The organism is Aestuariibacter sp. A3R04, assembly GCF_018860805.1.
Taxonomy (GTDB): domain Bacteria; phylum Pseudomonadota; class Gammaproteobacteria; order Enterobacterales; family Alteromonadaceae; genus Alteromonas.
In genome coordinates, this window is record NZ_JAHKQR010000001.1 from 193,869 (window position 1) to 206,898 (window position 13,030).

At 49.2% G+C, this 13,030-nt stretch carries 13 protein-coding genes; 1 reads left to right on the forward strand and 12 read right to left on the reverse strand.

Annotated features, from left to right (window positions below; all coding sequences use genetic code 11):
- Positions 1 to 112 precede the first annotated feature (112 nt).
- On the forward strand, positions 113 to 1,489 hold the full coding sequence (locus KO518_RS00865; RefSeq protein ID WP_216023920.1) for an NAD-dependent succinate-semialdehyde dehydrogenase: 1,377 nt from the start codon (positions 113 to 115) through the stop codon (positions 1,487 to 1,489).
- 48 nt (positions 1,490 to 1,537) lie between these two features.
- On the opposite strand, the gene KO518_RS00870 is transcribed toward KO518_RS00865, so the two are convergent.
- Genes KO518_RS00870 through gspC form a run of 12 tightly spaced genes read right to left on the reverse strand, consistent with a single transcriptional unit; the run spans position 1,538 to position 12,908 of the window.
- Positions 1,538 to 2,293 (reverse strand): type II secretion system protein N, encoded by a 756-nt coding sequence (locus KO518_RS00870; protein WP_216023921.1) that lies wholly within the window; start codon positions 2,291 to 2,293, stop codon positions 1,538 to 1,540.
- A complete protein-coding gene (gspM, locus tag KO518_RS00875) occupies positions 2,293 to 2,763 on the reverse strand; it encodes a type II secretion system protein GspM (protein WP_216023922.1) in 471 nt (156 codons plus the stop codon). Before gspM ends, KO518_RS00870 begins: the two co-directional genes overlap by 1 nt.
- Positions 2,764 to 2,765: 2 nt before the next feature.
- Entirely contained in the window at positions 2,766 to 3,959 is a 1,194-nt protein-coding gene (gspL, locus tag KO518_RS00880) for a type II secretion system protein GspL (protein ID WP_216023923.1), read from the reverse strand.
- Positions 3,959 to 4,948, reverse strand: coding sequence for a type II secretion system minor pseudopilin GspK (gspK, locus tag KO518_RS00885; RefSeq protein WP_216023924.1), 990 nt, complete (start codon positions 4,946 to 4,948; stop codon positions 3,959 to 3,961). Before gspK ends, gspL begins: the two co-directional genes overlap by 1 nt.
- Positions 4,945 to 5,577: a type II secretion system minor pseudopilin GspJ gene (gspJ, locus tag KO518_RS00890; RefSeq protein ID WP_216023925.1), complete on the reverse strand. Its 633-nt coding sequence runs from the start codon at positions 5,575 to 5,577 to the stop codon at positions 4,945 to 4,947. Before gspJ ends, gspK begins: the two co-directional genes overlap by 4 nt.
- Entirely contained in the window at positions 5,574 to 6,041 is a 468-nt protein-coding gene (gspI, locus tag KO518_RS00895; RefSeq protein WP_371742207.1) for a type II secretion system minor pseudopilin GspI, read from the reverse strand. Before gspI ends, gspJ begins: the two co-directional genes overlap by 4 nt.
- On the reverse strand, positions 6,038 to 6,676 hold the full coding sequence (gene gspH / locus KO518_RS00900; RefSeq protein WP_216023926.1) for a type II secretion system minor pseudopilin GspH: 639 nt from the start codon (positions 6,674 to 6,676) through the stop codon (positions 6,038 to 6,040). The genes gspI and gspH overlap by 4 nt, the downstream gene beginning before the upstream one ends.
- 12 nt (positions 6,677 to 6,688) lie before the next feature.
- Positions 6,689 to 7,123, reverse strand: a complete 435-nt coding sequence (gene gspG, locus KO518_RS00905) for a type II secretion system major pseudopilin GspG (RefSeq protein WP_216023927.1) — start codon at positions 7,121 to 7,123, stop codon at positions 6,689 to 6,691.
- A complete protein-coding gene (gene gspF / locus KO518_RS00910) occupies positions 7,123 to 8,343 on the reverse strand; it encodes a type II secretion system inner membrane protein GspF (RefSeq protein ID WP_216023928.1) in 1,221 nt (406 codons plus the stop codon). Before gspF ends, gspG begins: the two co-directional genes overlap by 1 nt.
- Before the next feature lie 3 nt (positions 8,344 to 8,346).
- A complete protein-coding gene (gene gspE, locus KO518_RS00915) occupies positions 8,347 to 9,909 on the reverse strand; it encodes a type II secretion system ATPase GspE (protein WP_371742208.1) in 1,563 nt (520 codons plus the stop codon).
- A gap of 2 nt (positions 9,910 to 9,911) precedes the next feature.
- Positions 9,912 to 11,951 carry a type II secretion system secretin GspD gene (gene gspD, locus KO518_RS00920; RefSeq protein WP_216023929.1) on the reverse strand — a complete coding sequence of 680 codons (2,040 nt, stop codon included), beginning with the start codon at positions 11,949 to 11,951 and terminating at the stop codon, positions 9,912 to 9,914.
- Between the two features lie 21 nt (positions 11,952 to 11,972).
- Entirely contained in the window at positions 11,973 to 12,908 is a 936-nt protein-coding gene (gene gspC, locus KO518_RS00925; RefSeq protein WP_216023930.1) for a type II secretion system protein GspC, read from the reverse strand.
- Between the last annotated feature and the right edge of the window lie 122 nt (positions 12,909 to 13,030).

Below are 13,030 nucleotides of genomic sequence, written 5' to 3' on the forward strand. Positions count from 1 at the left end.
AGCGCTATTCATCTTCCCTCTTTATATATTAACTGGCTGATCAGAATCACATTTATGTTTTGGTCTCAGTATTGCTACGTCTTCTGTCCACAATGAAATCAGGAGTAAGAAGATGTCTGACAAAGTACAAACGATCAATCCTGCAACTGAACAATGCCTTGCCGACTATACGCTCATGACGGAAGCAGAAGCCAATGAAGCTGTCGACAATGCCCATCACGCTTTTTTGAGTTGGAAAAAAACGTCATTTGAAAATCGTGCGGCGCTGCTCAATACGCTGGCCGAATTAATGGAATCCAAAGCCGACGACATCGTCGATATGATGGTGAAAGAAATGGGAAAGGTTGCGGCTCAAGGGTATCAGGAAGTCGAGCTTTGTGCAGCGATATGCCGGTATACAGCAGAGCATGGCGCGTCGGTGCTGGATGATGAAAACCGAGTTTACGATGGCGGCAGCGCAATTATTACGTATCAGCCCATTGGTGTGATATTAGGTATTCAACCGTGGAACTTTCCGCTGTATCAGGTGATTCGCTACAGTGCTGCCAACGTGATGGCCGGGAATACCACTGTCATGAAGCATGCTAAAAACGTATTTGGCATGGCGAGAATGATTCAAACCATGTACGAACAGGCGGGCTTTCCGAAAAACGTCTATCAGTCTTTGTTAATCGAAGGGAAAACTGCCAGTGCACTGATCAAACACGATAAAGTGCGGGGCGTGACCTTTACCGGCAGTGACGGGGTAGGTAAATCTGTTGCCGAAACCGCTGCCAGCCTGGCCAAAAAAACTGTGCTGGAGTTGGGCAGCAATGACGCCTTTGTGGTGTTGTCCGACGCAGACATCGATACGGCCGTAGAAGCGTGTGTTAAAGGGCGTATTGTCAATAATGGGGAAACTTGTGTCGCTGCAAAACGCTTCATTATTGTGGACGAGGTGTACGATGAGTTTACATCGAAATTCACTGAAACCTTTAAAGGTTTGAAAGTGGGTGATCCGGCGGCGGATGATACGGATTTAGGCCCCATGGCAAGGGAAGATTTGCGTGACAAGTTACACGACCAGGTCGAGAAATCTGTGGAGAATGGCGCCAGGTTATTATTAGGCGGTGAAGTCCCCCAAACCACGGGATGGTTTTATCCTGTCACTATTTTGGCAGATATTAAACCGGGTATGCCAGCTTACGACGATGAGTTGTTTGGCCCGGTCGCTTCTTTTATTCGGGCGAAAGATGACGCAGATGCCATGCGCATTGCCAACGACTCCCGCTATGGTCTGGGTGGAGGCATTTTCACAACGGATAAAGAGAAAGCGATCAGGCTTGCCAGGGAGGAGTTTGACACTGGTATGGTAAATATTAACGGGTACTCACTCGCTCAACCTGACTTGCCCTTTGGTGGTGTTAAGGACAGTGGTTATGGTCGAGAGCATGGCGGCTTTGGGATGCGTGAATTTGTCAATGAAAAAACCATTTACATCGCTGAATAACCCGTCATTTGAGAGCTAATAAAGCGGCCACTCCTGTGGCCGTTTGGTTTATAGTGAGAATTCAATATATCCGTCTGGGCCAGGGCGGCCAAATATGGCTCCTGCCTGATGTACTTCCTCGGGCAAAGACGGGTCAGGTTTGAATTTACCACTAATAGAAAACCCATTGAATCCGGCTTCCAGTACGGCATCTAAACTCAGCCCCAGTTTATTGGGCTCTTTCACGGTAATCCCGATCCCGCGATTTTCACAGCGCAATGTCGCCGAGTAATTGCCAAAATCTATAGGCCCTTGTGTACCGGCAACAGTGGCGTTTAACCAGTCGCCAAATCCGATTAACTCATTGCAATTGGGGCCGAACGAAAGCTGTTCTATACGCACTCTGAATCGGCCTCCTGCGTTTACTGGAACGGGTAACTGAACCTCTGCCAACACCCTGTCCACGGGGAGAAACAGCAGAAATTCGTCAGAATTTACCTGCTGTGGAGAAAATAGACTAGTGGTAATTTCTCCTTTAAACGAAACTTCATTGGCATCTCTGAGGTTGCCACCATGCACATCTGCATGAATGCGTCCGATAAGCAAAGACAGCCCTGAAATCTCCCATTCCACATTTGTTACCGGTATACCATTTACCACGACAGCCTGTGCCTTGCCTTCCCACACAGTACCGCTGATGCCATAGAGGTTTACCCCTTTGGGCAATGATTGGCTTTGTAGCAAGTGCTTGGCAGGCATATATAGCACCAAGAAGAACAGGAATGCAAAAATTGCCAGAAGTGTCCAAAGAAACTTTGATTTCATTATTTACCTAACTGCAATCGACGAATGCGAACCATGCCAGGTTCATTACTTTCAGCAATATCCAACTGAATTATGCGGATCCCCATTTCTTCCATGGTTTTTAGCCAGTTCAGAACGTCGTTAAATGGTGCTTCATCAACGGTCACTTGCAGCTCTTCGTTCTGGGGCTGCATTCTGGCAATAGCAATATTGTGCCGTGCTGACGTATTGTTTACCGCTTGGGGTAAGGAACCCGAAAAGGTTTGAATATTTCCGCTTCGGCGCAGCTGTTGAGCGCGGCTGCCTTGTTCCTGAACCCACAACAACAACGATTGTTGAGCGTCGTTGTGAGCCTGCTCTTTTTCTACACCACTGGTAAGAGGTTGCCATATTCCCCAGTAGAAGATGGCGATGGCGACAACGGCTGCAGTGATTAACACCAGCCGCTGCTCCCTTTCACTCAGCGTGTAATATTTTTCTTTTAATGTCATCGTCAACCCCGAATAGCCACAGTACCGATCACGGTATCGTCGCGGTTATTAATTGCGCCCTGCTCTACCTCAAAACCCATGTTCTCGGCCTGGCGACGGAACTGCTCCAACGATTCAAAGGTTTTGCCCTGTGCCTGCATGCGGATTTCAGCGCGCTCGGCATCAAAGCGCAGTGTCTGCGCTTTGACCTGTGACACCGAAAACGCACTCGATAATGCATCCATCATTGCGAGCATAGAACGGCTGCTTCCACCCTGATCCAGTCGTGAAATTTCGCTGCGTATTTTAAGGCGTAAATCGCGGTAACTTCCCAGGTTGGGGAACCCCCGTTTTACCGCCGTGTCTATCTGGCTCTGAAGACGGGCATTTTCTTGCTTGAGCTGGAACAGGGTCACGCTTTTGTCCACCAAACTGGTGACCAGGACAATGGCTGCCAGTATCGCAGCTACCCGCCATTGATGCCAGTGACCAGACTGTTTGCGTTTAATGCGGTATTCGCCCTGATAAAGATTAGTGGTGCTGTTAATAGCGCCGTTTGCCAGCACGTGCATGGGCAGCGCCAGTTCGGCGTCTTCGATTTCCACATTTGGCAGGTGGCTGAGGTCAATACCCGCGTAGTTGTGAACCTTCACCGGGGTTTCACTTTGACGCAGTATATGGGTAAAGGCTGGGAGAAGCCACGCCGTCTCACCCTGTAAGCCTTGCCATTCATCTTCGCGAACAAGCAGGCTGTCGCCAATGGAAAGTACAGACCAACCAGCCTCGTTGTGAGGCACTGCTAATACATCTGGCACGAGTTTGTCACAGAAGAGATCAGCATCGTTTAACCAGTGTTGCCATTGCTCAATTTTTTCTCTGGCGACCACAGCCACAGCTTGTTGGTCGCCCTTGCGGGGACCTAGTGCAAAAAATTGGGTGCTGATGTCCTGGGCTAACTCATCTTCCAGCATATAAGGAATAGCAGTGAGTACTTTGCGGCCCGCTCTCGGGGGTAAGGTTACCCATTTCAGCAGAATATCACTGCCTGGCGCCAGAGCAATGATGGGTCTTTGTCCGGCCCGTTCTTTAAGAGTTATAAGCTGGGATGCATCGGGCAGCTCGCCCGATGCAATGATTTCCTGCTCACTGGTGGACCATACCAGCCACTGAATCGGGGCGTCGTGTTGCGACCCCAGCCTGACAATGAGCTGTTCCATTACCTTATTCCTCCGAATTCGCGGCGTATTATCTGTACATTTTCGCCGCCCTGAGCCTTAAACAATGTGCTCAGTGTGAACGTTGCTTTATTGTACGATGTCTTCGTGTGCAACATAAAATACTTCGTTGTTATGGTAAACCAATTGCGTTGAGTGTCATTTAAATCCAGCGCTGCGATGGCTGGTTCACCCAGAAAATCGTTGATGCTGTCCCAGCCGTCATTCGGACGACTGTTGATCAGATTCCTGGCGTCGGAAAGTGTCATACCTGTCATGCCAGCCAGTATGGCTGCACGTTCTTCGGTCAGAGTGTTAACGTTGATAGCCAGCGCAGTCTCTTCGGGAATAACGCAAACCAGGGGGAGAATATCGTTGATCCACGCAGGGCTGATGCCATTGATCAGTCGCAATTCAGACTGGTTACTCATGAGCGCATTAGCGGCCAGATACGGGAATTGACGACTTTCGTACTCACTGTCTTCTGCGCCATAAGGGCGCATGCGACTATCGCTGTCCAGCCAGTCGGCTAAGCTGTCCCGGGCGGTTTCTGCGCTGAAGTTGTCGATGTTTTCGCTGGAGACTTCTAACATCTTTCCGAACGCATCCATGGTTTCTGACACTTGAGAGCCCTGCTCTCGGTTTGTATCGCCTTCTGCCAGTGCATTGAGGTTAAAACAACTTTGGGCATCTTCCAGTTGGGCTCGAATACCACCGTTGTCCAGAGGGTAGGTAAACTCCTGAGACCAGGGCTGGGTGATGACAATTTTATCTCCGGTTTCGTCAAACAGTGTTTTGATAGATTTTTTTGCAAAGGCTTCTGCCCCCATGGCATACCAATATGCCTGGTTGTTATCCTTGAGGTTTGCCGTTCGTTGAATTTGCAATTGAAGTCGCGTGCCCATGTCAGTTGCAATGATCACCGCAAGGGCAACGACCATGAGAACGATGATCAACGCAATGCCTTGTTGACGATGTATTCCGCCATTCATAGCATGGCCCCGTTTAAGGTGAATTCACGACGAATTAAACCAAAGTCCTTGGTTATAAATTCAATGGCAACGGCCTTAGGCAATACCGCGCCTACGTAGCTCTCACGCCAGTTGAGCTCGTCGCTGTTTGTTATGGAATTTGTCTCGTCTTCAATATCAGCAATAAATTCAACTTTAAATTGCTCAATACCTTCCAGCAGCACGCGGACTTTTGGCTCAGTTCCAATCACATTGTCAACGAAATTGGTGTGTAATCGTTCAAGATTGCCGTCCTGTACGCGATAGGCCACAGCTTGTAAAGTGCTTCTTGGCAACATCATCTGTGGGTTTTGCCAGCCACTTCGCACAAAAGCCAGGCTTTCGTTGTCGCTCTCATTCCGTTCTCCCCCTCGCATTACGATAGGGTTAGTTTGGCCATCAATGCGAACCGGGCGGGGCACGGCCTGTTGTAAATCGCGTTCGATAGTGACTACGGCGCGCTGCAGTCGTTGAAATTTATCAAAGTGTTCAGATGAAATGGCATCACTGTCCAGCACTGTGGTCAGTACCGCCATCGAGGCAACACTGATAAAGGCGAAAATGGACACTGCCACCATAATTTCCACGAGAGTAAAGCCACGCTGTTTCACGGTGTGCCCTCATCGCTGTTGTCATCGTTGCTATTGATATTGTCGGTATTTTCAGAGGATGACCCGGTGTCGTTTTGTGGCAGTGCAGCAGGACGGGCAAGGTAAGTGACCACCGACGCGTCAAAGTACTCATATTGATCATCGGTTCCTACGCTTATTTCCACCGCACGCAGATCGTCATCGGTGGTTTTTTTGACAACCTGTTGCCAATACCACGTACGGTCGGCCATTTCCGCGGTTCCACGGACGTTGTTTTTAGGTGGCCAGTTAGCGGTGAGTTTGATGTGGTTTAAGCGGTTATTGGCTACCCAGGTGGCAAAAGTGGTTTCCTCGACCCGGCTCACACTATTGAGGTGTTCCGATGCCGCTTTCATTACTGCGGTGCCGGCCAGGGCAAATATCGCCAGAGCAGCCATTACTTCCAGTAGTGTCATACCTCGTTGTTGGCGCGATAACGGCATCATTCTGGCGGTTGCTCCAAGGGGCCGTCTAACAGAAGCGGGGGGACGTCCTGGTTTTGCAGCTGAAAGTACACGGGGTCATCGGTGCTGAAATCGGGCTCGTAAGACAGAGTGAGGGTGAACGGCGTAATTTCTCCGCTAGACATGATCAACACTTGGGGGGGCGGCAGTTTTTTCTCTTCTTCATTGCCAATTTCCGTGTTGGCATCATCCAAACTAAAGTTCTCATCGAATATATCTCGGTCGAAAAGCTGGTCGTCCATATCCCAGGGCAAATCGTCGAGATTGAGCTCGAAACGGAAGGGCTCGTCCAGGGTGTGTTCGGCGTACAGTTTTTCATCGCTGATCTTTTCCCATCTATCGTCTTCATTGAGGAAAACGAAATAGTAGGCTTGTTCAAGTGGCTCAAAACGAATGCCCATTTGCTTCTGATTAAGCACGGCATAGTCGCTGGCCATGTCGATAAGCACCTGAAGCCGTTGACCTTCCTTTTTTAGTTGTTCACCCTGGTCGACGCCAAAAAAATTTAACACAACATAGCCGGCCGCCAACCCCATGATGGTGATCACCAACAGTATCTCCAGCAAGGTGAAACCGCGTACTGAAGTTGGGTGGGATATCGTCGCCGGGCCACTCATATGCGTACTGTGTTACAGGTATTCGTTGAGGTTCCAGGTACCGATGTCATCTTCGGTGCCGGGTAAGCCATCAGGTCCGTTGGAGAATATGTCATAGTCTCCCATTTCACCAGGGCTTAAGAACTGATATGGATTACCCCAAGGGTCTTCGGGCAGGCGCTGAATATAGCCGCCTTTTTGATAAGTTTTCGGGATGGGGTCAATCGTCGGCATTTCTACCAGTGCTTCTAGCCCCTGTTCTGTGGTGGGATAGCGTTTTGCCTGCATGCGGTACATAGCTACAGCACCTTCCAGGTTTTGAATATCCACAGCTGCTTTTTTCAGCTCTGCGGTTTCCTGGTTGCCGATTACGTTGGGTAAGATCATGGAGGCAATAATGCCAATGATCACCAGTACCACCATAATTTCCAACAGGGTGAAGCCACCATTGCGTTTCATCGTTTTCATTAGATATTCACCAGTTTATTCATTGCTAATATGGGTTGAAGAATGGCCATGACAATAAACAGCACCACAACCGCCATGACAAGGATAAGCGCAGGCTCAAAGATCTTTAAAGCAATGTTTACCTGAGCTTCAAATTCGCGATCCTGATTGTCTGCCGCACGTCCCAGCATTTGTTGTAGTTCGCCTGATTTTTCACCAGAGGCTATCATGTGCATCATCATGGGGGGAAATACCCGCGTTTTATCTAACGCGGCCCGTAAACTGCTCCCTTCTTTTACATTGACAGCAGCATCGACGATTTGGTTCTTAATATGTTGGTTTTGCAATACTTCAGCAGAGATACGCATGGCTTCCAGCAGTGGAACAGCACTGGACGTCAGAATACTGAGAGTTCGGGCAAAACGTGCGGTATTGAGACTCTTACTGACTTTTCCCACTACCGGCATACGCAGAATAAGTTGGTGGTATTTCAGCTTCATGGCTGGTTTTTGGACAACCCGGTTAAACACCACTACTGATAACACTAGTACGCCCAATAACAGTAAGCCGAAATCTTGTAGCCATTCGCTCACGCTAATGAGAATTTGCGTGATCGTGGGTATGGCCTGCCCCATGTGATCAAACTGCCCCACAATTTTGGGAACAACCATGGTGAGCAACAGTGAAATGACACCCACTGCAAAAAACAACATGATAACGGGATATACCAATGCTTGCGTTATCTGGCTGCGGGTTTGCTGACGTCGCTCTGTGTAATCGGCAAGTCTGTTTAACACAACATCGAGGTGTCCGGATCTTTCTCCTGCCGCTACCATTGCCCGGTATAAGTCATCAAAGACACTGGGGAACTGGGCCATGGAATCTGCCAGGCCGTGGCCTTCTACGACCTTGCTGCGCACCGCCATCATCATATTTTTGTGGCGGGGTTTTTCACTTTGCTCAGCAACGGCTAATAAGGCTTCTTCAATGGGAAGTGCCGACTCTACCAAGGTGGCGAGTTGGCGGGTGAGCAGGGCGAGATCAGAGGCAGAAATGCGCGGTTTAAAAAGGCGAAAACCCGAAGATTGACTACTGGCTTTTTCAGCCACAACCTCAACTTCGAGGGGGATCAGGCCTTTTTCGCGTAGTTGCTGGCGTACCTGGCGAGCATTGTCGCCTTCCAGTACGCCTTGCTTGTTGCGGCCACTGTTGTTGATCGCCTTGTAAGAAAACGCAGCCATGGGCTAATCCTCCCGGGTGACGCGAAGGACTTCTTCCAGGGACGTCACGCCTGCCAGTACTTTCTGACAGCCGTCTTCGCGAATGCTGGGAGTGGTTTTGCGAATGTGTTTTTCAATGGCTTGCTCGCCTTTGCCATCGTGCATCATGTCGCGTATTGGCTCGTCCACCAGCAATAGTTCGTGAATGCCCGTTCGGCCTCGATAACCGGTTTGGTTACAGGCAGCACAGCCTTTGGGCTGGTATATGGTGGTTTCACCCGGTTTATTCGCGATACCGAGCAATATTTTTTGTTGCTCGTTTGGCGTCGAGGGGACTTTGCATTCGTTGCAAAGGGTTCGCACCAAGCGCTGAGACAATACCGCCAATAAACTTGAAGACATTAAAAATGGCTCTATGCCCATGTCTTCCAAACGCGTGATAGCACCGGCTGCAGTATTGGTATGCAGGGTCGACATTACAAGGTGACCGGTTAAACTGGCTTGTACGGCAATTTGTGCGGTTTCAATATCTCGTATTTCTCCCACCATAACCACATCGGGATCCTGTCGGAGTATAGCCCGTAAACCCCGAGCAAAGGTCATATCAACACGTGGGTTCACTTGGGTCTGACCAATGCCGGGTAAATCGAATTCGATGGGGTCTTCAACAGTGAGAATATTGCGGTCTTTGGAGTTTATCTCAGTCAGGCCTGCGTACAGCGTTGTACTTTTACCAGAACCAGTGGGACCGGTAACCAAAATAATACCATGGGGCTTGCGAATGAGGGATGAGAAGATATCGCGGTTGCGTTTAGTCATGCCTAAATCTTCGAGGTTCAAGCGTGCGTTGTTCTTATCGAGTAAACGCAGTACTACCCTTTCGCCGTGATTTGATGGCATGGTGGATACGCGCACATCCACAGCACGTCCAGCGATTCGCAAGGTAATTCGACCATCCTGTGGCACCCGCTTTTCCGCAATGTCCAGTTTCGCCATTACCTTTATACGAGATACCAGCATTGATGACAGTTTGCGGTTGGGACGCAGAATTTCCCGTAACACTCCGTCAACCCGAAAACGCACAACAAGCTGGTTTTCAAAGGTTTCGATGTGAATATCCGACGCACCTTCCTTGATGGCTTCACCTAACATGGCGTTGATGAGTTTAATAATGGGGGCATCGTCTTCGCTGTCCAGAAGATCTTCAGTGTCGGGCAATTCTTCTGCCAGCGAGAATAGATCGCTCTCATTACCGAGGTCTTCCATTAATTGCTTCGCGGCGGACGAATCCCGCTGAAAGGCCTGCGTGAGTAAGCTTTCAAATTTGTCCTGTTCTATTTCAACTAAGGTGAAGCCTTCGCCAAGAAAACGTCTTACTTCTGCAAATACACTGAATGGCGTGGCCTCGGTGTAATAAAGTGTGGCCGGATCTGTATTGGTTTCAAGTAATACGTGATTGCGTTTGGCAAAGCTAAAGCTCAGCTGCCGCGACCCGGCAGCCTCTTCCAGTTCATTTTCCGGCAGACTGTCCATAGCTTCTTCCTGTGCTGCGATTGCCTGCTCCAGCGGGTCGTCGTGCGCAGTCATAATCAGTTATTTTCCTCGTCGCTTTTGTCTTTTTCCAGAATGTACTCTTCAAATGTTGGTGGAAGTGCCAGGGCGTCATCCCATTTTGGCATTGAAGGCTGCTCCTGGGAAGGCATCAGCGATACACCTTCAGAGTGGCGTTTGAGTTGTTGTGCGCGAATATAGTTGTACTTGCGATGACTAATTTCATTCATGGTCACGCCGTCGCGAACAATCGTGGGTTTAAGAAAAACCATCAGGTTGCGTTTGCGTTTGCTGGTAGAGGTAGAGCTGAACAAGTGACCTAAAATAGGAATATCCCCTAGTAGCGGCACCTTAGACACACTTTCCTGTACGTCTTCGTCAATTAATCCGCCCAATACAATTGTACCGCCGTCATCCACAATGACCGTGGTCTTAATTTGACGTTTATTAATAGAAATATCTACTGACGTTGCACCGCTTACCGAAGACACCTCTTGTTCAATGGTCAGCTGAACGGCATCCCCTTCATTAATTTGCGGCGTTACTTTCAGTTTAATCCCCACTTCCTGACGTTCAACGGTCTGGAAGGGGTTTGAGTTGTTCGAACCCGTGGTCGTACCGGTAATAATAGGCACTTCCTGGCCGACAATGAAAAAGGCTTCTTCATTGTCCATGGTGGTTAAGTGAGGTGTAGCAAGTACGTTGGAGTTAGTATCTGTACTCACGGCCTGCACCACTGCGCCCCAACCGTTTTTGATCACACCGGCCAGCAGACCGTTTGCGCCGCTGAGCAGACTCGCCAGTGCGGTATAGTCGCCGTCGTCTGTCGTGGTTACTTCTACCACGTTGCCTTCATCGGTAATGTAGGCTTCCGTGTTAGTTTCATCCTCGGCCTGTTTAAGGGCTACGGCTAACGAACCCACGGGTACCACGCCATTTGTAAATTGCGTGCCACCGCCTTCTTCAGACACCCATTGTACGCCAAGCTGTGCACCGTCCCCTTCAAAAACTTCTACGATAATGGCTTCAACCTGAACCTGGGCACGTCGTACGTCTAACTGGCGAATGACTTCTTCCAAAGAGCGCATCATGTCGGGTTCTGCGGTAATCACAACCGCGTTGGAATCCTCGTGGGCGTCAATGCTGATCTCCCGGTTGGTGGATGAACGACGATTCTGGCTGCTGCCCTGTTCTTCCGCCTGAATACTGGCTGATACACCCTGCAGCACTTTTACCAGGTCTTCGGCTTTTGCATAGTTAAGAAATACTACGCGAGTATTACCACTGGTTTCCAACTCTTGGTCCATGCGCTGAATAAGGTTAACAATGCGAGCACGCGCGTTGGCATCGCCACTGACAATGACAGAATTTGTGCGATCGTCTGCTACTGCGCGTGGCTCTGATTTGCCGGTGTTCGCGGCCTTGCCCTGGGACTTATTAATACTGTCAACAATACGCACCATTTCAGAGGCTGAGGCATAGCGAAGTTTCACAATCTCTACTTCTTCGTCACCGGCGCGGTCAACCCGTTCAATTATTTCTACCAAACGGTTAACCACGGCGGCCCGACCAGTTAGCATCATTACGTTGGAGGGGTCGTGGGCGACCACGTTTCCGCCGCCAGCCTGGTCATTTAACTGGCGCAATATCGGCGCCAGTTCCCGAACAGGCACATTGTATACCGGTACTACCCGGGTAATCATTTCATCGCCGTCCAGCGCCGCGCCTTCTACAACGGGAATATTAGAGGTTTTCGCTTCTTTAGACCGAACCACCTTTAGTACCCCACTGGGCATTTCAACTACTGCAAAATCGTAAACCTGTAGCACGTTTAAAAAGAACTGGTAGTACTGTTCTTCAGTGAGCATGTCGTATGAACGAACGCTGATCTTACCGCGTACGTTAGGCTCGACGATGATTGTTTTCTTCAGGTTTTTACCAACTATGGTAATGAATTCGTTGATATCCGTGTCTTTGAAGTTAGGCATGTACTCTGCTGCCGTAGCAGATACGCATAACGCAGCAGCACATATTGCTGCTGTTATTCGGGTGAATAAAGTTCGGCTCTTTTGCCTCATGATGCTGTCTTCCTACTTTTCTTATTCATTACCCGGCTCTGGCATGTCCAGATACAGAGTGATGTATTCGTCATCGCGCGTCAGCGTTAATTCAATTGTATTGGCTTGCTGTAACTCAGTCATCGCTTCTTTGGCTTGTTGGGGATCGGTGAGATCCAGCCCGTTAATTTGAATTACTACATCCCCGGCTTGCAAACCCGCCGATTTGAATAGATCTGGTTTCTTGCCGGGAGAAATCTGATAGCCAACTAATTGTCCGCCACTAATGCTTGGGCTGATAGAAATAAAATCTGTAAAGCTAGCGGGACTCTCTCGCAACTGGCTGGTAATCGCTTCGTCCACTTCGACCGGTTGCGGCTTTTGAGCCGGTACTACTTGTTTTCTGGGAGGAGGCCTGCGTTGTACTTCGGTCTGCGTTCGGCGCTTGTTGGCTTCATCGTAATCGATGCCGTCAAGCATGAGTGTTTCTTTGCGAATGCCGTTCTTAATAATTACGCGATCGGCCAACACCTGATTTAATGTGGCGTTCGTACCTTCAATTTTCTCACCCAGACCGTATACATTCTGCGTGCCGCGATTTTCAATAATGGCCGCCGCTTCTTCCTTCAGGGAGCTGGCAACCACGCCGGTTAGTGTCAGGTTCAATTTGGTTTCCGGTGCATCTGTAACCGGCTGTTCTTCAATTTGTGTTGCTGCATCCAGGGCGCCAAAGATGTTTAACTGTTGTATTTTCGCTACATCGACCCCACCTTGCGCACTCTGTAGTGGTTTTGGTATCGACGACAAGCCGGACGGTATGGCAGGCGCGCTGGGTTCAGGTATAATTTGCCAAACGAGTCTGGCAGCAAAAGCCAAGAGATAGAGACTCAACAGTACCACAACAACGAAATGAAGTTGTTTCTGATACCGGCTGAAGAAAAATGCCAGAGACTGAGTATTAAATTTGTCGAGTGTCATGTGATGTTGTTGGTACTGCTCGTTTATTTTTTGATTTAGAGTGATGCACACGATAGCGACTCATCATAGCCTAGTCGAGGCGGGGGTCACAACACTAAAACGAAAGAGTGACATAATTATTA

What these genes read in the sequence shown, in the direction of transcription:
- gspD (WP_216023929.1), bottom strand. Translation starts at nt 11,951, where the DNA reads ATGAGGCAAAAGAGCCGAACTTTATTCACCCGAATAACAGCAGCAATA.
- gspK (WP_216023924.1), bottom strand. Translation starts at nt 4,948, where the DNA reads ATGAATGGCGGAATACATCGTCAACAAGGCATTGCGTTGATCATCGTT.
- gspG (WP_216023927.1), bottom strand. Translation starts at nt 7,123, where the DNA reads ATGAAAACGATGAAACGCAATGGTGGCTTCACCCTGTTGGAAATTATG.
- gspI (WP_371742207.1), bottom strand. Translation starts at nt 6,041, where the DNA reads ATGATGCCGTTATCGCGCCAACAACGAGGTATGACACTACTGGAAGTA.
- gspM (WP_216023922.1), bottom strand. Translation starts at nt 2,763, where the DNA reads ATGACATTAAAAGAAAAATATTACACGCTGAGTGAAAGGGAGCAGCGG.
- gspE (WP_371742208.1), bottom strand. Translation starts at nt 9,909, where the DNA reads ATGACTGCGCACGACGACCCGCTGGAGCAGGCAATCGCAGCACAGGAA.
- gspF (WP_216023928.1), bottom strand. Translation starts at nt 8,343, where the DNA reads ATGGCTGCGTTTTCTTACAAGGCGATCAACAACAGTGGCCGCAACAAG.
- gspH (WP_216023926.1), bottom strand. Translation starts at nt 6,676, where the DNA reads ATGAGTGGCCCGGCGACGATATCCCACCCAACTTCAGTACGCGGTTTC.
- KO518_RS00865 (WP_216023920.1), top strand. Translation starts at nt 113, where the DNA reads ATGTCTGACAAAGTACAAACGATCAATCCTGCAACTGAACAATGCCTT.
- gspC (WP_216023930.1), bottom strand. Translation starts at nt 12,908, where the DNA reads ATGACACTCGACAAATTTAATACTCAGTCTCTGGCATTTTTCTTCAGC.
- gspL (WP_216023923.1), bottom strand. Translation starts at nt 3,959, where the DNA reads ATGGAACAGCTCATTGTCAGGCTGGGGTCGCAACACGACGCCCCGATT.
- KO518_RS00870 (WP_216023921.1), bottom strand. Translation starts at nt 2,293, where the DNA reads ATGAAATCAAAGTTTCTTTGGACACTTCTGGCAATTTTTGCATTCCTG.